Raw genomic sequence first — 20,338 nt, forward strand, 5'->3', positions numbered from 1 at the left:
CGCTCCCGCCGGTGTTCCCCCCATGCCCCTCCTTTCCCTTGCCAACGTCACCAAAGCCTATGGCGGCGTCCCCGCCTTGCGGGGCGTCGAGCTTGCCGTTGGCCCCGGAGAAATCCACGCCCTGATGGGCGAGAACGGGGCGGGCAAGTCGACCCTGATCAAGATCCTTGCCGGCGTCGTCGCTCCTGACACTGCCGAGATCCGGCTCGAGGGCACACCGGCCAGGATCGACAGCCCCCGTCAGGCACATCGCCTCGGGCTGAGGTTCATCCATCAGGAATTCAACGTGGTGCCGGCGCTTTCCGTCGCCGAGAACATCTTTCTCGGCCGCGCCTATCCCCGGCGCGCCGGAGCCTTCGTCGATTGGCGAAGGCTCAACCTTGCGGCGCGCGAGACGTTGGGAAAGCTCGGCATCACCCATATCGATCCGAGCTGGTCCCTCGGCTCCTTGACGCTCGGCGACCAGATGCTGGTGCGCATCTCCAGCGCGTTCATCGGCGAGGAGGGGGCCCCGGCCAGGCTCTACGTGCTCGACGAGCCGACGGCCGCGCTCAACCGCGGCGAAGCTGAGCGGCTGTTCACGGTGCTGCGCGAACTGCGCGCCACGGGCGCCTCGGTGCTCTATGTCTCGCACCGGCTGGACGAGGTCATGGCCACCTGCGACATGGCCACGGTCATCCGTGACGGGCGCAGCGTTGATACCGGCAAGATCGCCGACATTACCCATGACGACCTCGTCTCATTGATGATCGGGCGCCGGGTCGAAGAGGCCTATCCGCCGGCAACTGCCGCCCCGCGGAGCGAAACCGTGCTTTCCGTCACCCACCTTGCCATTCGCGGCGGTCGCCCGGTTTCCTTCGATGTGCGCGCAGGCGAAGTGCTCGGCATCGCCGGTCTCGAGAATGCCGGTCAGCGCAATCTGCTGCGCACGCTGTTCGGTGACCTCAATTGCGCCGGCGGGACCATGCGGCTCACGGGGCAGCCCTTTAGGCCGCGCAACCCGACAGATGCCTGGCGCGCCGGCGTCAGCTACATTCCGCGCGAACGGCGCTCCGAGGGGCTGATCGTCTCCCGTCCGATCTTCGAGAACGTCACGCTGCCGCACCTCTCGGCGCAGAGCCGCTGGCGCGCGTTGCTGACGCCCCGGCGCGAGATGCGCCTGGCGGCAGAGCAGGGCCAGCGAGTCCGGCTGAAAGCTGCGGGACCCCGGCAGCGCGTGCGCGAGCTCAGCGGCGGTAATCAGCAGAAGGTGGTTTTTGCCAAAGCATTGGCCGGCCAGCCGCGCCTGATGCTTTTGGACGAGCCGACGCGCGGCGTCGATGTCGGCGCCAAGTTCGACATCTACGCCCTCATCCGCGAGATGACCGCCCGCGGCATGGGCGTCGTCCTCGCCTCCTCGGACCTGCCGGAGCTCATCGGCATGGCGGACCGCATTGCGGTCATGCGCGAGGGCGCCATCACCGACATCGTCGCGGCAGAAGAGATCGACGAGGAGCGCCTCGTCAATCTCTGCTATGGCCGCGTGACAGGATAGACAAATGCTCACACTCGTTCGGCGCTACGGCACCCTTGTCGGCTTTGCGGCCATCCTGGTGACCTTCTGGGTGCTCTTGCCCGATACCTTCATGACTGCCCGCAACTGGCTCAACATCTCCCAGCAGATGTCGATGCTGATCGTCGTTGCTTCCGGCATGACGCTTGTCATGGTGATGGGCGATTTCGACCTCAGCGTCGGCTCGATGGCGAGCCTTGCCGGCATCGTCGTCGCCATCCTCTTCACCCTCGGCTATCCGGTATGGTTGGCGGTATCGCTCGCGCTGCTGGTCGGCCTTCTCGGCGGAGCCGTCAACGGCCTCCTGATCGCCTATGTCGGCATCCTGCCGTTCGTCGCAACGCTGGCGACCCTCACCATCTTTTCCGGCGCCGCATTCGTTGTCAGCGGCGGCAAGACCATATCGGGCCGCGTCATTCCCGAAGAGTTCGGCAGCTTCGCGCGCGGCGGTCTGCCGCTCGGCGAATGGGGCGGCATTGCCGTCTCTATTCCCAATCTCACGCTCCTGGCGATCGCCATCGCCGCCCTCGTCTGGGTGCTGCTCGAGCAGACCACCTTCGGGCGGCGCCTCTATGCCATCGGCGGCAACATCGAGGCGGCGCATTTGAGCGGCGTGCCCGTGCGCAAGCTCAAGCTCGCCGCCTTCGCCCTGACCGGCGGCAGCGCGGCCCTGGCCGGCATCATGTATGCCAGCCGCGTCGCCTCGGCCAATCCGACCCAGGGCAGCGGCCTGATGCTCACCGCTATCGCCGCCGTCTTTCTCGGCTCGACGCTCAGCGAACACGGCGAGCCGCGCCTGCTCTACACGGTCCTCGGCGTGCTGATCTTGGGGGTGCTCGACAACGGCCTCACCCAGCTCAGTGTCGACAGCTATGTCCGCCAGATTCTCGTCGGCGGCATCATCGTCCTCGCGGTTTCGGCCAGCTCGCTGACACGCAAGCTCAGGCAGTAGCGCGGGAGACTCCGGGACACCCTGCCGTCGCATCGTCTATCCATTCGATGAGACTGGCCCCGAAGGTTCGGGGAACGAGGAGGTCGAAACCACCTTCGGCGCGCAGGATCGTCACGGGGATACCATGCATCATCGACGCGACGAAAGCCGTGGGGCCGAGACGCTCGAGGTCCACTGGGACGAGCGACGGGAGCACTTCAGCCGCGCGCGCCCTTATGTGGAGCCGCAAGCGGCTGTTGGAGAGATCGACAATAACGCCCCCGTCGGTCGCCGGCCATTGGAGCAGGGTGTCTGCATCGGCAAGCACCCAGGCGAGCCGAGGGGTGATCCGCATGACGCGGCTGCCGGCCTCGGCAAATATCTCTCCCACCTGCGGGAGGGGCAGATCAAGTGAGGCAAGCAACGCCTCCAATCCCTTCTCCGACCAGGCTGCGACCTCGAACAGCTGGAACCGATCGTCGACCTTTATGCTCATTCTGTTTCGCCCTCACGCATCGATGCGCGCTCCATCGGGATCGACGAACACGGGCGACACAACCCGCACCCGCACCATCTCATTCCGTACCGGGAACGTCGCCAGCATGGTTTCGCCGATCCTTTCCGGGCCTCCCGAGAGCAGCGCCAGACCGATCTGCTTGTCGGTTTCGGGGCTGAACGTCACCGCCGTGACATGACCGATGCCGTGCCCGCGTTGCGGCGCGCCCTCGGAAAAGAGAATACTGCCGGTCCGCAGCTGCCGGCCGGCATCGAGACATTGGAGCCCGACCAGTCGACGCCGGTCCGGGTTGGTGAGCGTGGGCCGTCGCGACAGGACGGCCCCGGCAAAGCCGCCGCTCTTCTTGGCGAGGCCGCCGAGCCCGATGTCATCGAGGGTCGTCGTGCCATCGATCTCGCTGCCGGCAGCAAAGCCCTTTTCGATCCGCAGAGCTCCCATGGCATCGACGCCATAGGGCTCGACACCAACGGGCTGGCCCGCGGCCATCAGATGATCGGCCAACGCGGCGCCGCGGCGCGATCCGACGTGGATCTCATAGGCGCGCTCGCCCGAATAGCTCACTCGCTGGATGCGCAGCACCTCGCCCGCAAACGTGCCCGTCACGACCGCCATTTTGGGAAGGCTCTCGTCATCGGTCGCGATATCGGGGAAGGCGGCGGCGAGGACGTCGCGGCTGCGCGGGCCGGCGAGGGCTAGCATCGCCCATTCGTCGGTGACCGAGGTGATGTGGACCCGAAGGTCCGGCCACGCAGTCTGCGCCAGGAACTCCATCCAGGACTGCACGTCCGCGGCCTTCATCGTCGAGGTGGTGAGGAAGAACCGCTCTTCGGCGAGCCGGATCACCACGCCTTCGTCGAAAACGATGCCATCGTCGCGCAACATGACGCAGTAGCGGCCCTTGCCGACTTGAAGCTTGCCCAGATTGTTGACGTAGAGCCGGTCGAGGAAGGTCAAAGCGTCGGGACCGGCCACTTCGATCTTGCCGAGCGTCGAGACATCGACGAGCCCCACCGCACTGCGCACGAGCTTCATTTCGGCAATGGCCGCCGCGCCGACATCAGGGCCGTGCTCGGGGTAGAAAAGTGGCCGCTTCCAGAGGCCGACTTCGATCATCTCGGCGCCGCGACGCAGATGCCAGTCGTGCAGGGGCGTGCGACGTATCGGCTTGAAGTGGCCGTGGATCGAACGGCCGGCCAGGACACCGACGGCCACCGGCGAGTAGGGCGGACGAAAGGTCGTCGTCCCCGTTTGCTCGATGGACTGGTCCCGGGCCAAGGCCATCAGGGCAATGGCGTGGACATTGCTGGTCTTGCCCTGGTCGGTGCCCATGCCGAGGGTGGTGTAGCGCTTTAAATGCTCCACCGAGCGGAAGCCCTCGCGATCGGAGAGGGCGATGTCGGATGTGGTGACGTCCGTCTGCAGATCGACAAAGACTTTCCCGCGCCGCGGGACGGCAAGGGCAGGCAGGTCGCGCGCGATGCCCTCATCGAGATCCGGCGTCGGGATGGCGTGTGGCTCCGCCTTGCGACCGCAGAAGCAGGCGGCGCCCAGTCCCGCCGCGGCGCCTCGCTCGATCGCTTCGGCGGTGGTATAGTCGCCCATCAGGGCGCCGGCGCCAAAATGGCCCGCGGCAAAGGAGCCGGGCACGAAGCCGCCAATGCGCGCGTCGTAGATCGGCCTGATTCCGAGATGCGAGGTAAGGTGCACGCTCGGCGTCCAGCCCGCGGAGGTGAGCAGCAGATCGCAGGAAAGCCGGGCCTCACTGCTTCCGCTGCGGAAGGCGACCGCGCTTACCGGCGATCCGTGCGCTGCCAGCAGTTGATGGTCCTGCAGAACGGTAATCCCGTGCTTTCGGGCGCTGTCGGCGAGCGGCGAGGCAGGCCGCGCGTCGAGCACCGTCACCTTGCTGCCCGCAGCCGCGAAATCGCGCGCGGTGGCGTAGGCACTATCGTTGTTTGTGGCGACGACGATAGTGCGGCCGCAGGCGACGGCGAACCGATTGAGATAGGTCGAGGCGGCAGAGGCCAGCATCACGCCCGGACGATCATTGTCGGCAAAGAGCAGCGGCCGCTCGATCGCGCCGGTAGTGAAGATGATGCTCTGCGCTTTAAGCAGCACCAGAAGCTGCCGGGTTTGACCGGGCTCGGGTCCGAGGTGATCGCGGCGTTCGACAATGCCAATGGTATTGCCGTCGTAGAGACCAAAGGCGGTGGAACGGGTGCGAACGGTGATCTGGGGGAAGCCTGCGATGTCCGCGCCTGCCGCCGCCAGCCAGTCGGCCGCCGCACCCTCTGACGGCTGCGACAACATCTGGCCGCCGATGGCCCCATCCTGCTCGATCAGCGTGACGCGGGCGCCGGAGCGCGCAACGCTCAGCGCCGCCGCGAGGCCAGTAGGCCCGCTGCCGATTATGGCGACATCGGTGAAGGCATATTCGGTGTCGTAGCGGTCCGGATCGGGCTGCAGCGAGGCCTTGCCGAGGCCGGCGGCGCGGCGGATGAAATGTTCGTAGAAGAGCCATGCGCGCCGCGTCGGGCCCATGAAGGTCTTGTAGTAGAAGCCCGCGGAAAGCAGCGGCGCGAATACTTGGTTGACCGCCAGCACGTCGAAACCGAGCGAGGGCCAGCGGTTCTGGCTCTGCGCCTCAAGTCCTTCGACGAGCTCCACCATGGTCGCGGGCACGTTCGGGTCACGCCGGCCGTCGTGGCCGAAAGTGACCAGCGCGTTCGGTTCCTCGATGCCTGCCGAGAAGATGCCGCGCGGGCGGTGATACTTGAAGCTGCGCCCGACGAGCGAAACGCCGTTGGCAAGGAGCGCCGACGCTAGCGTGTCGCCAGCATAGCCCGAGTAGGACCTGCCGTCGAAGCTGAAGCCGATCGGCTTTTCGCGATCGATGCGGCCGCCTGAAGGAAGTCTGCTGCCGCTCACCTGCATTCTCCCGCGCGCCTAACGCCCAGCACGACGTGGTTGCTCGTGTTCCGCTCGATGATCAGCCAGCCGCGGCAGCCGCCGACATGCTGCCAGTATTCCCGGTGCGGGCCCTTCGGGTTGTCTCGGATATAAACGTATCGGAACCAAGCTTCTTCGCTTGGATCTTCATGTGACGGGCGAACAATTGAGGCGTCGCCGCCGTAGCGGAACTCGTTGGAGTTGCGCTCTCCGCAATTGGGGCAGGTGATGGCGAGCATCGCGGGGTCCTACTGGCGCCAGGCATAGGGGCCGGCGCCGGCCTCATCGAGCAGGGCGCCGGTCCGGAAACGGTCGAGATAGAAGGGGCGGGCGAGGGCCGGGACTATGTCCTCGGCCAACAACTGCGCGAAGCACCAGCCGGAAGCGGGCGTTGCCTTGAAGCCGCCATAGCACCAGCCACCGTTGAGGTAGAGCCCTTTCACCGGCGTCTTCGAGATGATCGGCGCTGCGTCCGGCGTCATATCGACAACGCCGCCCCAGTGCCTCAGCAGTCGCAAACGCGAGATATTGGGCATCAGGGCGATGGCCGCTTCGCTGACCTCGCGGACGACGCCGAGATTGCCGCGCTGCGCATAGGAGTTGTAGCCGTCGAGGCCGCCGCCGAAGACGAGCCCGCCCTTGTCAGACTGGCTGATGTAGAAATGATCGGCGCCATAGGCGATCACCTGATGCACCAGCGGCTTGATCGGCTCGGTGACGAAGGCCTGCAGCACATGGCTCTCGATCGGCAGCTCGAGGTCGGCCTTGCGGCCCAGCTCCGTGGTGTGGCCGGCGACAGCCATGCCGATGCGGCCGGCCCCGATCGTGCCGCTTCTGGTCTCGACGCCGACCGCGCGGCCATTCTCGAAAGCAAAGCCCGTCACCTCGCAATTCTCGATGATGTCGACCCCGTGCCGGTCGGCCGCGTGCGCGAAACCCCAGGCGACGGCGTCGTGGCGTGCGGTACCGGCACGCCCCTGAAAAATGCCGCCATAGACCGGGAACCGCGCTTCGGGTGAGAGGTCGAGATAGGGCGCCATGCGCCGGACCTCGTCGATGGTCAGGATGTCGGCATCGATGCCGTTGAGCCGCATGATGTTGGCTTTGCGGCTGAAATAGTCGAGCTGATCGACAGAGTGTGCGAGAACCAGCTGCCCGCGCTGGGAGAACATGACGTTGTAGCCGAGCGCTGCCGAGAGCTCCTCCCAGAGCTGCATCGAATATTCGTAGAACTGGGTGGCGCCATCCAGCATGTAGTTGGAGCGTACGATCGTGGTGTTGCGGCCCACATTGCCGCCGCCGACATAGCCCTTTTCGAGCACCGCGACGTTGCGCACCCCGTGGTTCTCGGCCAGGTAAAAGGCGGTGGCGAGGCCATGGCCGCCACCGCCGATGATCACCACGTCATAGCTTCGCTTCGGCTCGGGCTTGCGCCAGGCCTCACTCCAGTGACGATTGCCCGAGAGCGCGTTCCTTAAGAGCGAGAACGCGGAGTAACGGTTCATTCCTAATCCTATTTGACGAACAGTTCGCGCGGGAAGTCGCAGAATGCTTCGACGCCGGTCTCGGTTATGCGGATCGCCTCCGAGATGGCGATGCCCCAGTCGTCGAGCCAGATGCCCGGCATGAAATGCAGCGTCATATTGGGCTCGAGGATGGTCTCGTCATTGCCGCGCAGCGAAATGGTGCGTTCGCCCCAGTCCGGCGGATAGTTGAGACCGATCGAGTAGCCGCAGCGACTGTCCTTGACGAGACCATGCCGGGCAATGGTTGCGGTCCAGGCGGCATGTACGTCGCGCGAGCCGGCACCGGGTTTGGCAACCTCGAGCGCGGCATGGATGCCCTCTACCACCACCTTGGCGGCATCGACCATTTTTTGCGGCGGGGTGCCGAGATAGACCGTGCGGGTCATCGGCACGTGATAGCGGTGACGCACACCGGCGATCTCGATGGTGGTGCCGGTCTGCGCCGCGAAAGGCTCATCGACCCAGGTGATATGCGGGCCGGACGTGCCGACGCCGGTCGGCATCAGCGGCACGATGGCGGGATAATCACCGGCATATTCGGGTGTGCCACGCGCGCCCGTGGCCTGGATATCGGCGGCGACATCACATTGACGGACGCCTACCCCGATCTTGTCGATGGCGGTCCGCATGATGTTTTCGGTGATCCGCGCCGCCTGGTGCATGAGTGCGATCTCGGCGTCGGATTTGACCGCCCGTACCCAGTTCACCAGCCCGTCCGCATCGACGATCGTGGCGTTGGGCAGTTCGGTCCGCAGCACATCGAGCGAGCGGCCGGTGAAGTAGTAACTGTCGGCTTCGACGCCGATACGGGCGGCCGAAAGGCCTCGCGAAGTGAGATGCCGCGCGGCTTCCTGCATCGGATGCAGGGTCTTGGACTGCACGAAATTGTCGTCGTAGCCGAGGATGTTGTCGGCGGGCAGGACCGTGGACAGCTTTGCCCCGTTCACATCCTGTGCCCGCCCCAGCCACAGCGGCTGGTCGAGATCCTGGAGCACCATCACGCACTGATGCACATAGAACGACCAGCCATTGTAGCCGGTAAGGTAGTTCATGTTGGCAGGGTCGCTGCAGATCATCACATCGAGCCCGGCCTCGGCCATGCGCTGCTTGGTTTTGCTGACCCGTGCCGCGAACTCCTCGGTGCCGAAGGGCGTGTTGTTCTTCCCAAATTCCATTTTCGCCTCTGTTATCGAATGCTGACGCCGGTTGGGGAGCGAGTGAAGACTTCCGGTCCCGCCTCGGTGAGCAACACAGTGTTGGAGATGAAGTAGTCGCCCCGTCCCGTGCCCATCAGCCAGGAGAGGATATGAAAGCTCATGCCGGTGCGGATGACGCGGTCGCTATCGTGCCGCAGCCCCAGGACGTAGTTGCCGCCGGTCCAGCTCGGCGGCACACCGATGCCGACAAGGTAGCCGCAATGATGGCGGCGGTAATGATTGAGACCTGCCGCGTCGACGACCCCTTGCCAGGCCGCGTAAACGTCGCGGGCGAGGACGCCGTCGCTGAGCGCACCGACGACGGCGTCGAAGGCGTCAGAGGAGATCGCTGCCATTTCATGCGTGCCGGCAGGGGCCGACCCCACATGCACCAGCCGCCCGAGCGGAGCGTGGTAGCGTGCAACGCAGCCGGAGAGCTCGAAGAACACCGCGTCGCCGTCCTGCAGTCGATTCTGGCTCCAGGTCGTGTGTTCTTCGCCGAGCCGGGCGGTCGAGCGGATGAAGGGGCCGAAGCCGGGATAGGTCCCTTCGCGCGTCATCATCGCGAGGCAGGCGGCAGCGATCTCGGACTCGCTGACGCCAGCGTGGATGGCCTCGATGCCCGCGGCGGTCGCGGCATCGGTAACCTGCGCCGCCGCGCGCATATAGTCTTGCTCGGCCCCGCTTTTGATCAGCCGGATCTCGTCCACAAGGCCGGAGATGTCGGTCCAGCGGATCTGCGGGAAGGCCGCGGTCAGCTGCTCGCCGAACCCGAAGCTCAGCCCCCAGCTCGACTTTTCAATGCCGACACGGTCTGGGAGTAGCAGGTCGCTCAGTTCCTGGACGACGACGTCGGCGGCGGTCTCCGAATCCGAGTGGCCGGCAAAGCGCGCATTGTGCACGTGATTGGCGATGGTCACCTTCTCCATCGCCCGGGCGACCAGCACCATTTCGCCCGCGGCCGGGACCATCAGCATGTGGGGGGCGAAATAGCCCCAGTGGTCGAGGCCGGTCAGGTAGAAAATATTGTCGGGCGACGAGATGAGCGCCAGCCCCAGGTCGCGCCGCGCGAGTTCGCGGCGGACCTGCTCGAGACGGCGCTCGTATTCGGCGGGTGGGAACAACGTCCCCATGGCGACCTCAGAGGGCTGCGTGGACGCGATCTACGGCGCGGGTGGTGAGTTCGATGATCCTGTCGACCTCGGCGCGGGTGATCACCAGCGGCGGCGCGAAGCCGAGGATGTCGCCGTGCGGCATGGCGCGCGCGATCATGCCTTCTTCGAGCGCGGTGGCGGAGACCTTCGGGCCGATCTTGAGGTTGGGGTCGAACTGGGTTTTCCGGTCCGGCCCGGTGCCGAACTCGAGCGCCGCCATCAGCCCGACGCCACGCACTTCGCCGACCAGGGGGTGATCGTCGAACGCGTCGTGCAACCGCTGCTGGAAGTAGGCACCAGCATCACGCGCATTGCCGACGAGATCCTCGCCCTCGACGATGTCGAGATTAGCATTGGCCGCCGCCGCACAGAGCGGATGTCCGGAATAGGTCCAGCCATGACCAATCGGGCCGAGCTTGTCGTTGCCCTCGGCCAACACCTTCCACACGCGTTCGCCAATGATGCTGCCCGAGAGCGGCAGATAGGCGGAGGTCACACCCTTGGCGATGGTGATGATATCGGGGCGCATGCCGTAGGTATGGGAACCGAAGACCTTGCCGGTGCGCCCGAAGGCGGTGACCACCTCGTCGGCGATCAGCAGCACGTCGTGCGCGGCCAGCACCTTCTGGATCTCTTCCCAGTAACCCTCCGGCGGCGGGATGATGCCGCCGGTGCCGAGCACCGGTTCGCCGATGAAGGCGGCAACGGTTTCGGGCCCCTCGGCGCGGATCAAGGCATCGAGTTCGGCGGCGAGGCGCCTGGAATAGTCACGTTCGCTTTCGCCCGGTTCCGCGTTCCGCCAGTAGTGCGGGCAGGCGGTATGCAGCACCCGGCCCAGCGGCAGGTCGAAGGCATTGTGGAATGTTGGAAGGCCGGTAAGGCTGCCGGTCATCAGGCCCGAGCCGTGATAGCCGCGCTGTCGCGAGATGATCTTCTTCTTCTCAGGGCGGCCCAGCACGTTGTTGTAGTACCAGACCAACTTCAGATTGGTCTCGTTGGCGTCCGAGCCGGAAAGACCGTAGTAGACCTTGCTCATCCCCATCCCCGCCATCTCGACGATGCGCCTGGAGAGCTGGATGATCTGCTCGTTCGAATGCCCGACGTAGGAATGGTAGTATGCAAGTTGCTGCGCCTGGGCATGGATGGCGTCAGCGATCTCCGTGCGGCCATAGCCGATATTGACGCAGTAGAGGCCGGCAAAGGCATCGAGGCTGCGCTTGCCCTCCCGGTCGGAAACGTAGACGCCGCTGCCCCCGGTCATGATGCGGTTGGGAATCTCGCCCCGCTCGAATTGGCCGAGATGCGTCGAGGGGTGAAAGACGTATTCGCGGTCGATCGTCGAGATGTCGTTGATATGCTGGTTCATAATCGCCTTCTCTGTCACGCGGCCCGATAGGCGGCGCAGACATATTTGATGTCGGTGAACTCATCGATGGCATGACGGCCGCCCTCGCGGCCGAGTCCGCTTTCGCGCACGCCCCCGAAGGGGATCGGATGCCCGGTCATCTTCACGCAGTTGACCGCGACCATGCCCACCTTCAGGGCTTGCGTGATCCGGCAGATGCGGTCGTGGTCGTGGGTGTAGAGATAGGCCGAGAGGCCGTAGGGGCTGTCGTTCGCAGAGGCGATCAAAGCCGCTTCATCGTCGAAGGGAATGATGGCCGCCACCGGCCCGAAGGTCTCCTCGGAAAAGATCTGCATCTGCGGCGTGACGTCGACCAGCGCCGTCGCCTCGAAGAAGAGGCCGTGGCTGGAGCCGCCGGCCACGAGGCGGGCCCCCTTGCTCAGAGCGTCCTCGACATGGGCGGCGCATTTGGCGACGGCGCGCTCGTGCATCAGCGGCCCGAGCTCGACGCCCTCCTCGAATCCATCGCCCATCCGCAGTTCGGTCGTGCGCAGGGCGAAACGGGCGGTGAACGTCTCGTAGATCGAGCGATGGACATAGATGCGGTTGGCGGCAAGGCAGTCCTGGCCGGTGGTCTGGAACTTTGCCGCGATCGCCGCGTCCACGGCTTCCCCGATATCGACGTCAGGGAAGACAATGAATGGGGCGTGGCCACCGAGCTCCAGCGACATGCGCTTGAGCGTATCGGCGCCCTCGCGCATCAGCTTCTTGCCGATTCCAGTCGAGCCGGTGAAGCTCACCGCGCGCACCGCCGGATTGGCAACCAGTTCGCCGACGATCGGCTGCGCGGCGCCGGTGACGACATTGAAGACGCCGGGCGGGAGGCCCGCACGGTCGGCGAGCTCGGCAAGCGCTAGCGCCGAGAACGGCGTTTCCGAGGCGGGTCGCACCACCACCGTGCAACCGGCGGCGAGCGCCGCGGCGGCTTTGCGGGTGATCATGGCAGAGGGGAAGTTCCATGGCGTGACGCACGCGACCACGCCGACCGGCTCGCGGCGCACCGTCATCTGCCGGTTGGGCAGATGGCTCATCGGCATCTCGCCGTCGATGCGCTTGGCCTCCTCGGCGAACCATTCGACGAAGCTTGCCGCATAGTCGATCTCGCCGCGCGACTCCGCCAGTGGCTTCCCCTGTTCGAGCGTCATCAGCACCGCAAGATCCTCGCGGTTGGCGACGATCAGGTCGTACCAGTTGCGCAGGAGCCGCGACCGGTCCTGAGGCAGCAGCTCTCGCCAGGCGTCGAAAGCGTGTTCTGCCGCCGCGATGGCAAGCCGCGTCTCCTCCATGCCCATATCGGGCACATGGCCGACCATGTCCCCTGTCGAAGGATTGACAACGGCGATGGTCTGGCCGTTGGCCTGCCATTTGCCATCGATGAAGGCGAATTCGCGCAGAAGGCGCGGATCGGTCAGCCGCTCCATGCCCCGCGGCTTGCTGGCGCTGTCGGGCCAGTAGGCGAGTGCAGTCGAACTCTGGGCCATGATTTCGGGTCTCCTCTGGGTATTGGCCCGGAGGATAGGCGCGCGTGCGCCGGGACTTCCGCCGAAGTGCCGGCTATCGACGGTGGTTTCATCTTTTCGAGGAGCCCTTTGGCGAGGACTCGTCTGCTGGCGTGTCGCGCTCATGCCGTGTCTCCGCCAAGGAGCGCATCGAGCGGCAATTCGGCATTGTCCTTGACCGACTTGGTCACCACGTAGCTGTAATAGCGCTCGATCTGGAGGCCGCTTTCCAGGAGGTCGTCCATCAGTCGTTGATAGGCGTCGATGTCGCGGACCACGACCTTCATCACATAATCGATGCCGCCGCCGGTCGCCTGGCAGTCGATGACCTCGGGCGTTGCCCGGATGCGGCTCTCGAAGCGCTCGAAATCGGCAGCCCGATGCTGCTTGAGCACGACCTCGACCATCACCGTGGTGACGGGCGCCAGCTTCTTGAGCGAGAGCCGCGCGGCATAGCCGGCAATAACCCCGCTCGCCTCGAGGCGCTTCAGCCGCTCCCAGACCGGACTCGGCGTCAGGTTGACCCTCTCGGCAAGTCCGGCCTTGGTGATGCGGCCATCGCGCTGCAGGGCCTTGAGGATCGCCCGATCATAGCTGTCCAGAGCCATTGCTCAGCTCTCCACGGTCTGGCCGAGGCCGCGGGCGCGGGCGACGTCGAGTGCGTGCACCGCGATGGAGGTATCCTGCACGCCGGTCCCCGTCAGGTCGCAAACGGTGATCTCGTCGTCCGACCGTCGGCCGGGCACATGGCCGGCACAGATGGCGCCGAGCTCGTCGGCCATGTGGTCGGGGCCAACGAGATCCGCCGCAATCGCCGAGCGCAGCTCGCCCACCACCCTGGATTGGGCCAGTCGATCGCACACGAACCGGTCGGCAGCCGTGACGATTGACGGATCGAGTTCGTTCTTCTCGCTCGAGTCCGAGCCCATCGCAGTGATGTGCAATCCGGGGTGCATCCATTCGGCGCGGATCAGCGGTGACCGCGACGGGGTCGTCGTCACCACCACCTGGCTCTGACGCACCAGGGCCTCCGGGGTTTCGGCAACCGCCACCGGTCTGCCGAGTCGAGCCGTCATCCGATCGGCGTAGGCGTTCGCCTTCGAAGTATCGCGCGACCAGACCAGCAGGCGGGCGAATGGCCGCACGAGCGCTAGTGCCTCGATCTGCAGTTCGGCTTGCACTCCGGCCCCGATCACTCCGACCGTCTCGACATTGGCGAGCGCGAGATGCCGGGCCGCCACGGCCCCCGCCGCGGCGGTCCGCACGTCGGTGAGATAGCCGTTGTCGAGCAGCACGGCCTTGACGATGCCGGTCTCCGCGTCCAGCACGATCATCAGGCCGTTGAGGCTGGGGAGGCCCCGCTTGGGATTGTCGAAGAAGCCGGGACTGACTTTGATGGCAAAACCCGAGAGGCCGGGGACATAGGCTGTCTTGACGTCGACCTCGCCGTGCTTTTCGGCGATGGCCATCGAGAGGATCGGCGGCATCACGACGCCGCCTCCGGCAAGGGCCGCGAACGCGCCCTCGACGATATCGACCGAGCCAGGGTCGAGGGCGACGCATGCCCGCAGATCGCGCTCGGTAAGGATGGTGACGTCAGGCATCCGATGCCTCCGGCGATTTGCCGTCGATGACGGCGCGGAACACGTCCATGTCGACGTTGCGGCCCGAAATAACCACTGCAACATTGCGTCCGAGCTCGGCGAGCCCCGGTTCGATCAGTGCCGCAATGCCCACGGCACCGGCTCCTTCGGCCACCCATCCCGCCTTGAGGAACAGCGTCCGCATGGCAGCAGCGATCTGGGTCTCGGTGAGGAGGACAATGTCATCGACCAAGTCCCGGACCATGGAGAACGTATGCCTATTGGAAAGGCCAATGCCGCCGCCCAGCGAATCCGCGAGCGTCGGTTCCTCGACCACATCGACCGGATGCCCAGCCGAAAGGCTCGCCGCCATCGCCGCGCCGCGCTCCATGCTGAGGCCGATTACCCGCACGCCCGGCGCCTTCGCTTTTGCCGCAGCCGCGATGCCGGCGATCAATCCTCCACCCGACAGCGGCACGAGGATAGTGTCGGTTTCCGGCGCATCCTCGAGGATCTCGAGCCCGATCGTACCTTGGCCGGCGATGACGGCGGCGTGGTCGAATGGCGGGATTTCGACGAGACCTTGCTGCGACACCAGCCGGTCGACCTCCGCCTGCGCGTCGTCCTGGCTTTTGCCGACGATGCTGACTTTGGCGCCAAGCTTGCGAACAGCCTCGATCTTGTTCTGGGGGACCAGTTTCGACATGCAGACCGTCGCGGGAATGCCGAGCCGGTCCGCCGCGTAGGCGAGCGCCCGGCCATGGTTGCCCGTCGAGGCGCAGACCACGCCGCGCGCCGCTTCCTGCGGGGAGAGGCGCGAGAGAGCGTTTGCCGCGCCGCGTAGCTTGAAGGCGCCGGTGGGTTGAGCGGTTTCGAGCTTTAAGAGGACGCGGCGACCGCCATCGGAAAATTCCGGCGTCTCAACCAAAGGCGTGCGGCAGGCGATACTCTTGATCGCCGCTTGCGCGTCTTCGAAAGCCCGGAGATCCATCGTCTACCTGCGATGAGATGTGTACATCTAACGTCCAATCTGTCGCCAAGCTGCCCTGAAATCAAGCAAAATACAATTCTGACATGAAATGATGTGCACAACTATTGCAAATACGACATTCTTGGGGCAGGCTCGATTTCGCCGCATCCGGCTGGGGGCTCGGTTGCCGCGCAAAAGCTATCGGAAGCTGTTGGTGCCTCGTGGACAAAAAGGAACGCACAAGATGAAACCGACCGTAAGACGGCGCGCTCTCATTGCCTTGATTGCCGCTGCCACGACTTTGACTCTCGCTGGCGCTGCGCAAGCGCAGTCGACCCTGGACGCGGCCAAGGAGGCTGGCTTTATCCGTGTCGGGTTTGCCAATGAAGCCCCGTTTGGCTTCGCAACGCCCGCGGGCACGCTGACGGGTGAATCCCCCGAGGTGGTCAAGGCCATCATGGCCAAGCTCGGCGTTCCGCAGGTGGATGGCGTCCTGACCGAATTCGGCTCGCTGATCCCGGGCCTGCAGGCTGGCCGCTTCGACATCGTCGCCGCCGGTATGTTCGTCAATCCAGCGCGCTGCGAGCAGGTGGCCTTCTCCGAGCCGACCTATGGCATCGGGCAGGGCATGCTGGTCGCCAAAGGCAATCCTAAGGAGATCGTCGACTACGCGACCTTTGCCGAAAACCCGGACCTGAAGCTCGCCGTTATGGCGGGCGCGGTCGAGGCCGGCTATGCGGCTGATGCCGGCGTTGCTGAATCCCAGCTCGTCCTGTTGCCCGATCAGGCCAGTCTCGTTGCCGCCGTCACCGCGGGACGCGCGGACGCTGCCGCATTGACCGCACTCTCTATAGCCGACATGGCCTCCAAGAATCCTGAAACGGAAGCTGTGAAACCGTTCGGCGAGGTCGCGGGCAAGTCGGTGGTCGGGCACGGCGCCGTCGCCTTCCGCAAAGAGGACACGGACCTGCTCGAGGCGTTCAATGCTGAACTCGAGACGTTCCTCGGCTCGGAAGAGCATCTGGCGTTGGTCACCCCGCACGGCTTTGGGGCAGACTACATGCCGACCAAAACGACCGCCGAACTCTGTGCCGGCGAGTAAGATGCGGCGCGGCCGGTAACGGAGAGCAAAGATGGCGCAGAGGCTACTCCTCGTCAGCACCATCATGGCCTTCCTCGCCGGCCTCGCCATCGCGTCGTTTGCGGGGTTCCGGGAGTTCCTGCCGGGACTCCTGCAGGGCGCGCTGATCACCGTCGAGATCACTGTAGCCGGCGCCGTATTGGCCTTGGTGTGTGCGGTGATCGCCGCGCTCGCCAAGCTCTACGGGCCAGCGCCGGTGCGCTGGCTCGCCATCACTTACATCGAGCTTTTCCGCGGCACGTCGGCGCTCGTGCAGTTGTTCTGGATGTTCTTCGTCCTCCCCCATTTCGGGGTGAGACTTGAGCCCTTGCTGGTCGCGATCCTCGCACTCGGGCTCAACATCGGCGCCTACGGCGCCGAGGTGGTGCGCGGCGCCATCATAGCCGTGCCGCGCGGCCAATGGGAAGCCACCATCGCCCTCAACATGAGCCGCGCCGCGGCGCTCCGCCGGGTCATCCTGCCGCAGGCCTTCGTCGCGATGATCCCGCCCTGGGGCAACCTCCTGATCGAATTATTGAAATCCACCTCCTTGGTGTCGCTCATCACCATTGCAGATCTGACCTTCCGGGCTCAGCAGATGAACCAGACGACCTTCCGGACGGTCGAGATCTTCATCATCGTGCTGCTGCTCTATCTCGCCATCTCGATGATCATCACGGTCGGCATGCGCGCGCTCGAGGCGAAGGCCGCCGGCGCGGTCGCCAGGGGGAGGGCGCACTGATGGTCTGGGATTGGAGCTACGCCCTCTCCATCCTGCCCATACTGGCGCAGGCGTCGATCGTGACCATCCAGGCGACTCTGCTCGGCTTCGTCCTCGCGGCAACGCTCGGTCTGCTCCTCGCAATCCTGCGGACGTCGCCGCTGCCGATCATCGCTGTCCCCACCGGGCTTGTCGTCGAATTCATCCGCTCGACGCCGCTCCTCATCCAGATTTTCTTCCTCTATTTCGTCTTTCCCGAATTCGGCGTGACGCTAGATGCCTTTGTGGCCGGGGTGATCGCGCTGGGCGTGCACTATGCGACCTATTGCTCGGAGGTCTACCGCGCGGGCCTCGAAGGCGTGCCGCGCGGCCAGTGGGAAGCCTCGACCGCGCTCAACCTCAGCCCCTTCCATACCTTCCGCGACGTGATCATTCCGCAGGCCATCCCGCCGGTGATCCCGGCGCTCGGCAATTATTTCGTCGCCCTTTTCAAGGAAACGCCGCTGCTCTCGGCCATCGCGGTGATGGAGCTGATGCAGCGCGCCAAAATTCTCGGTTCGCAGACTTTCCGCTATATCGAGCCGATCACCATTGCCGGCGCCTTCTTCCTCGTCATGAGCCTGATCGCAGCAGCGCTTATCCGCTATGTTGAAAGAAGGATCGCCCTGAGGGGGATACGACCATGACCGCGCCGGATTCCAACGGAACACCGATGGTGCGCTTCGAAAACGTCACCAAAAGCTATGGCTCCTTCGTGGTGCTGGATGGCCTCGATCTTGAATTCGGGGCAGGGGAGAAGGTCGCGATCATCGGCCCTTCGGGGTCCGGCAAGACCACTGTGCTGCGCATGCTGATGACGCTGGAGCGGATCAACGACGGCATCATCTGGCTCGACGGCGAACCGCTGACACACATGGAGAGGGACGGCCAGCTCGTCCCTGCCAACGCCGCGCACCTGCGCCGGCAGCGCGGCAAGATCGGCATGGTGTTCCAGCATTTCAACCTGTTTCCGCACATGAACGCCGTGCAGAACTGCATGGAAGCCCCGGTGACCGTGCTCAGGATGCCGAAGGCGGAAGCCCGGGCGCGCGCCTGCGAGCTGCTCGAGATGGTCGGCCTCGGGGACAAGTTCAATCACTATCCCGGCCAGCTTTCAGGCGGCCAGCAGCAGCGCGTCGCCATTGCGCGGGCGCTTGCGATGCGTCCCAAAGTCATGCTGTTCGACGAGGTCACCTCGGCCCTCGATCCGGAACTGATCGGGGAGGTGCTCAATGTCATTCGCAAGCTCGGCTCCGAGCTTGATCTGACCATGCTCATGGTCACCCACCAGATGGGGTTCGCCAAGGAGTTCGCCGATCGCGTATGCTTTTTCCACAGCGGCAAGATCTGTGAGCAGGGGCCGCCCGAGCAGATCTTCGGCGCGCCGGAGAATGAACGCACAAAGCAGTTTCTCAGTGCGGTCCTGGAAGCGACATGACCATTGTCGAGCCCGCTGGTGCAGCCAGGAAGGCTGCGCCCGATCGCGTCACCGCATCGGCGCGGGAGCGGTCGGACCGTATCTACATGACCTTGCGCGACCGCATTTGCCTGTTGGAGTATCCGCCCGGCACGCGTCTCTCGGAAGAAGAGATTGCAGAGGAATTCGCGGTCAGCCGTACCCCCGTCCGTCGGGTCCTTACCCGGCTCGAGAGCGAGGGCATGGTCGAAATCATGCATGGTGTCGGCACCATCGTTACCGATGCCGACCTCGAGCAGTTGGCCCAAGTCTACCATCTGCGCCGCGAACTGGCAGTGCTTGCCGGTAGGCTCTCTCCCATCCCGCGCACCGAGGCCGATCTCGAGCGCGTGCGCGCCCTCATCGCGCGCTGCGACGAGATCTCGGCTCAACCCGATCATGCCGAATTCGCCCGCCTCAACATGGCGTTCTTCGCCGAGATCAGCGCCATGACCGGGAACGTCCCGTTGCGTGAGATCAGCGAGCGGCTCTACTTCCAGACCTCGCGTATCGTTCTGAAGCTCCTGCCGGTCTTGAACCTGGCCGAAGAGTTCGCGGCGTTCCGAGATGAGATGGCCGAGATCCTCGCCGCCATGCAGATCAATGATCTCGAGTCCGTGGGGCACCTGCGCCGCGCCCACATCTCGATGAGTTTCACCCGCATGCAGCGCTACGTGCAGACCCACCAAGCCGAGACCACCTGATGAAACCCTCTCCGATCGTCCCAACCGTCGACTTCGATGCCGGCGGGGTTCAGCACGGCTTCCTGCGCCTGCCCTGGAGCCGCGATGAAAGCGCCTGGGGCAATCTCATGATCCCCATCACCGTGGTCAGCAACGGCGAGGGGCCGACGGCACTTCTGACCGGCGCCAGTCACGGGGACGAATATGAAGGACCGGTCGCTCTCGTCGACCTCGCGCGCTCGCTGGATCCCGCCGATGTCAGCGGCCGGGTTATCATCCTCCCGTTCCTCAACTATCCCGCCTTCCGCGCTGGCCGCCGCCTCTCGCCCATCGACGCCGCCAACATGAACCGCATCTTCCCCGGCCAGCCAGACGGCACCGTGAGCCAAAAGATCGCCGACTTCGTGCAGCGGCAGTTCTTGCCACTTGCCGATGTCGTTCTGGATTTCCACTCGGGTGGCAAAACCCTCGATTTCGTGCCCTTCGCTGCCGCGCATGCATTGCCTGACCAAGAGCACGAGGCGCGGTGCCATGCGGCGCGCGACGCGTTCGGAGCTCCCTATTCGATGACCATGCTCGAGATCGATGCTGTCGGCATGCTGGATACGGCGGCCGAGGAATTGGGCAAGGTGTTCGTCACCACCGAGCTCGGCGGCGCCGGCACCGCCACGGCCCGCAGCATCGCCATAGCCAAGCGCGGCGTACGCAACGTCCTCATCCACTCGGGCATCCTGGCGGGCGAGGTGGTCCAATCTCCTTCCACCCGCCTCGACATGCCGTCAGCCGATTGCTTCGTCTTCTCGGAAACCGACGGCCTTATCGAGCCCTGTGTCGATCTCGGCGATCGGGTGGCGGCAGGCGACGTCATTGCCCGCGTTCATTCGGCGACCCGCACCGGCGAGGCACCAGTGGATTATCACGCCCGTCTCTCCGGTATCCTGGCTGCCCGCCACGCGCCGGGTCTGATCGGCATCGGCGACTGTCTGGGCGTGGTTGCCACACTGGTTTGAGGGCGCTGCCCTCTTGCTCAAGCGGCA

General features: G+C 65.0%; 19 protein-coding genes. 8 read left to right on the plus strand and 11 right to left on the minus strand.

The window, feature by feature from the left end:
* Nucleotides 1-22 precede the first annotated feature (22 nt).
* On the plus strand, nucleotides 23-1,534 hold the full coding sequence (locus tag QQK18_RS18640) for a sugar ABC transporter ATP-binding protein (RefSeq protein WP_284341870.1): 1,512 nt from the start codon (nucleotides 23-25) through the stop codon (nucleotides 1,532-1,534).
* Nucleotides 1,535-1,538: 4 nt separating this feature from the next.
* The gene (locus QQK18_RS18645) at nucleotides 1,539-2,504 is read left to right on the plus strand and encodes an ABC transporter permease (RefSeq protein ID WP_284341871.1); all 966 of its coding nucleotides are present in this window, start codon (nucleotides 1,539-1,541) and stop codon (nucleotides 2,502-2,504) included.
* Here the strand turns inward: QQK18_RS18645 and QQK18_RS18650 are convergent.
* From QQK18_RS18650 to eutB, 11 genes are all read right to left on the minus strand, one after another.
* Nucleotides 2,494-2,979, minus strand: a complete 486-nt coding sequence (locus QQK18_RS18650) for an aminomethyltransferase family protein (RefSeq protein WP_284341872.1) — start codon at nucleotides 2,977-2,979, stop codon at nucleotides 2,494-2,496. The genes QQK18_RS18645 and QQK18_RS18650 overlap by 11 nt on opposite strands.
* A gap of 12 nt (nucleotides 2,980-2,991) precedes the next feature.
* The gene (locus QQK18_RS18655) at nucleotides 2,992-5,928 is read right to left on the minus strand and encodes a sarcosine oxidase subunit alpha family protein (protein WP_284341873.1); all 2,937 of its coding nucleotides are present in this window, start codon (nucleotides 5,926-5,928) and stop codon (nucleotides 2,992-2,994) included.
* Nucleotides 5,925-6,188 (minus strand): sarcosine oxidase subunit delta, encoded by a 264-nt coding sequence (locus QQK18_RS18660; RefSeq protein ID WP_284341874.1) that lies wholly within the window; start codon nucleotides 6,186-6,188, stop codon nucleotides 5,925-5,927. Before QQK18_RS18660 ends, QQK18_RS18655 begins: the two co-directional genes overlap by 4 nt.
* 9 nt (nucleotides 6,189-6,197) lie before the next feature.
* Nucleotides 6,198-7,454, minus strand: coding sequence for a sarcosine oxidase subunit beta family protein (locus tag QQK18_RS18665; RefSeq protein ID WP_284341875.1), 1,257 nt, complete (start codon nucleotides 7,452-7,454; stop codon nucleotides 6,198-6,200).
* An 8-nt stretch (nucleotides 7,455-7,462) separates the two neighbouring features.
* A complete protein-coding gene (locus QQK18_RS18670; RefSeq protein WP_284341876.1) occupies nucleotides 7,463-8,650 on the minus strand; it encodes a M24 family metallopeptidase in 1,188 nt (395 codons plus the stop codon).
* A gap of 11 nt (nucleotides 8,651-8,661) precedes the next feature.
* Nucleotides 8,662-9,804: a M24 family metallopeptidase gene (locus QQK18_RS18675; protein ID WP_284341877.1), complete on the minus strand. Its 1,143-nt coding sequence runs from the start codon at nucleotides 9,802-9,804 to the stop codon at nucleotides 8,662-8,664.
* Between the two features lie 7 nt (nucleotides 9,805-9,811).
* Nucleotides 9,812-11,191 (minus strand): aminotransferase, encoded by a 1,380-nt coding sequence (locus QQK18_RS18680; protein WP_284341878.1) that lies wholly within the window; start codon nucleotides 11,189-11,191, stop codon nucleotides 9,812-9,814.
* A 14-nt stretch (nucleotides 11,192-11,205) separates the two neighbouring features.
* Entirely contained in the window at nucleotides 11,206-12,711 is a 1,506-nt protein-coding gene (locus QQK18_RS18685) for an NAD-dependent succinate-semialdehyde dehydrogenase (protein WP_284341879.1), read from the minus strand.
* A gap of 140 nt (nucleotides 12,712-12,851) precedes the next feature.
* Nucleotides 12,852-13,337: an Lrp/AsnC family transcriptional regulator gene (locus QQK18_RS18690; protein WP_284341880.1), complete on the minus strand. Its 486-nt coding sequence runs from the start codon at nucleotides 13,335-13,337 to the stop codon at nucleotides 12,852-12,854.
* 3 nt (nucleotides 13,338-13,340) lie between these two features.
* Entirely contained in the window at nucleotides 13,341-14,333 is a 993-nt protein-coding gene (locus tag QQK18_RS18695) for a cyclodeaminase (RefSeq protein ID WP_284341881.1), read from the minus strand.
* Nucleotides 14,326-15,303, minus strand: a complete 978-nt coding sequence (eutB, locus tag QQK18_RS18700) for a hydroxyectoine utilization dehydratase EutB (protein ID WP_284341882.1) — start codon at nucleotides 15,301-15,303, stop codon at nucleotides 14,326-14,328. Before eutB ends, QQK18_RS18695 begins: the two co-directional genes overlap by 8 nt.
* A gap of 223 nt (nucleotides 15,304-15,526) precedes the next feature.
* Between eutB and ehuB the strand changes: the two genes are divergently transcribed.
* From ehuB to doeB, 6 genes are read left to right on the plus strand one after another with little or no spacing between them, the layout of a single operon-like run.
* Complete coding sequence (ehuB, locus tag QQK18_RS18705; RefSeq protein ID WP_284341883.1) at nucleotides 15,527-16,384, plus strand: ectoine/hydroxyectoine ABC transporter substrate-binding protein EhuB; 858 nt, start codon at nucleotides 15,527-15,529, stop codon at nucleotides 16,382-16,384.
* A 31-nt stretch (nucleotides 16,385-16,415) separates the two neighbouring features.
* The gene (gene ehuC, locus QQK18_RS18710) at nucleotides 16,416-17,144 is read left to right on the plus strand and encodes an ectoine/hydroxyectoine ABC transporter permease subunit EhuC (RefSeq protein WP_379995802.1); all 729 of its coding nucleotides are present in this window, start codon (nucleotides 16,416-16,418) and stop codon (nucleotides 17,142-17,144) included.
* Complete coding sequence (ehuD, locus tag QQK18_RS18715; RefSeq protein WP_284341884.1) at nucleotides 17,144-17,809, plus strand: ectoine/hydroxyectoine ABC transporter permease subunit EhuD; 666 nt, start codon at nucleotides 17,144-17,146, stop codon at nucleotides 17,807-17,809. The genes ehuC and ehuD overlap by 1 nt, the downstream gene beginning before the upstream one ends.
* Nucleotides 17,806-18,600, plus strand: a complete 795-nt coding sequence (ehuA, locus tag QQK18_RS18720) for an ectoine/hydroxyectoine ABC transporter ATP-binding protein EhuA (RefSeq protein ID WP_284341885.1) — start codon at nucleotides 17,806-17,808, stop codon at nucleotides 18,598-18,600. Before ehuD ends, ehuA begins: the two co-directional genes overlap by 4 nt.
* Nucleotides 18,597-19,322: a GntR family transcriptional regulator gene (locus QQK18_RS18725; RefSeq protein WP_284341886.1), complete on the plus strand. Its 726-nt coding sequence runs from the start codon at nucleotides 18,597-18,599 to the stop codon at nucleotides 19,320-19,322. Before ehuA ends, QQK18_RS18725 begins: the two co-directional genes overlap by 4 nt.
* Nucleotides 19,322-20,311 (plus strand): N(2)-acetyl-L-2,4-diaminobutanoate deacetylase DoeB, encoded by a 990-nt coding sequence (gene doeB / locus QQK18_RS18730; RefSeq protein ID WP_284341887.1) that lies wholly within the window; start codon nucleotides 19,322-19,324, stop codon nucleotides 20,309-20,311. Before QQK18_RS18725 ends, doeB begins: the two co-directional genes overlap by 1 nt.
* The last annotated feature ends 27 nt before the right edge of the window (nucleotides 20,312-20,338 follow it).

This window comes from Devosia nitrariae, from assembly GCF_030160115.1.
GTDB classification, from domain to species: domain Bacteria; phylum Pseudomonadota; class Alphaproteobacteria; order Rhizobiales; family Devosiaceae; genus Devosia; species Devosia nitrariae.

Bases quoted from the DNA above. Each gene is read 5' to 3' on its own strand.
- QQK18_RS18660 (WP_284341874.1), bottom strand. From the start codon at position 6,188: ATGCTCGCCATCACCTGCCCCAATTGCGGAGAGCGCAACTCCAACGAG.
- QQK18_RS18695 (WP_284341881.1), bottom strand. From the start codon at position 14,333: ATGCCTGACGTCACCATCCTTACCGAGCGCGATCTGCGGGCATGCGTC.
- QQK18_RS18680 (WP_284341878.1), bottom strand. From the start codon at position 11,191: ATGAACCAGCATATCAACGACATCTCGACGATCGACCGCGAATACGTC.
- ehuC (WP_379995802.1), top strand. From the start codon at position 16,416: ATGGCGCAGAGGCTACTCCTCGTCAGCACCATCATGGCCTTCCTCGCC.
- QQK18_RS18670 (WP_284341876.1), bottom strand. From the start codon at position 8,650: ATGGAATTTGGGAAGAACAACACGCCCTTCGGCACCGAGGAGTTCGCG.
- doeB (WP_284341887.1), top strand. From the start codon at position 19,322: ATGAAACCCTCTCCGATCGTCCCAACCGTCGACTTCGATGCCGGCGGG.
- eutB (WP_284341882.1), bottom strand. From the start codon at position 15,303: ATGGATCTCCGGGCTTTCGAAGACGCGCAAGCGGCGATCAAGAGTATC.
- QQK18_RS18645 (WP_284341871.1), top strand. From the start codon at position 1,539: ATGCTCACACTCGTTCGGCGCTACGGCACCCTTGTCGGCTTTGCGGCC.
- QQK18_RS18640 (WP_284341870.1), top strand. From the start codon at position 23: ATGCCCCTCCTTTCCCTTGCCAACGTCACCAAAGCCTATGGCGGCGTC.
- QQK18_RS18650 (WP_284341872.1), bottom strand. From the start codon at position 2,979: ATGAGCATAAAGGTCGACGATCGGTTCCAGCTGTTCGAGGTCGCAGCC.
- QQK18_RS18675 (WP_284341877.1), bottom strand. From the start codon at position 9,804: ATGGGGACGTTGTTCCCACCCGCCGAATACGAGCGCCGTCTCGAGCAG.
- ehuD (WP_284341884.1), top strand. From the start codon at position 17,144: ATGGTCTGGGATTGGAGCTACGCCCTCTCCATCCTGCCCATACTGGCG.
- QQK18_RS18665 (WP_284341875.1), bottom strand. From the start codon at position 7,454: ATGAACCGTTACTCCGCGTTCTCGCTCTTAAGGAACGCGCTCTCGGGC.
- QQK18_RS18725 (WP_284341886.1), top strand. From the start codon at position 18,597: ATGACCATTGTCGAGCCCGCTGGTGCAGCCAGGAAGGCTGCGCCCGAT.
- QQK18_RS18685 (WP_284341879.1), bottom strand. From the start codon at position 12,711: ATGGCCCAGAGTTCGACTGCACTCGCCTACTGGCCCGACAGCGCCAGC.
- ehuB (WP_284341883.1), top strand. From the start codon at position 15,527: ATGAAACCGACCGTAAGACGGCGCGCTCTCATTGCCTTGATTGCCGCT.
- QQK18_RS18690 (WP_284341880.1), bottom strand. From the start codon at position 13,337: ATGGCTCTGGACAGCTATGATCGGGCGATCCTCAAGGCCCTGCAGCGC.
- ehuA (WP_284341885.1), top strand. From the start codon at position 17,806: ATGACCGCGCCGGATTCCAACGGAACACCGATGGTGCGCTTCGAAAAC.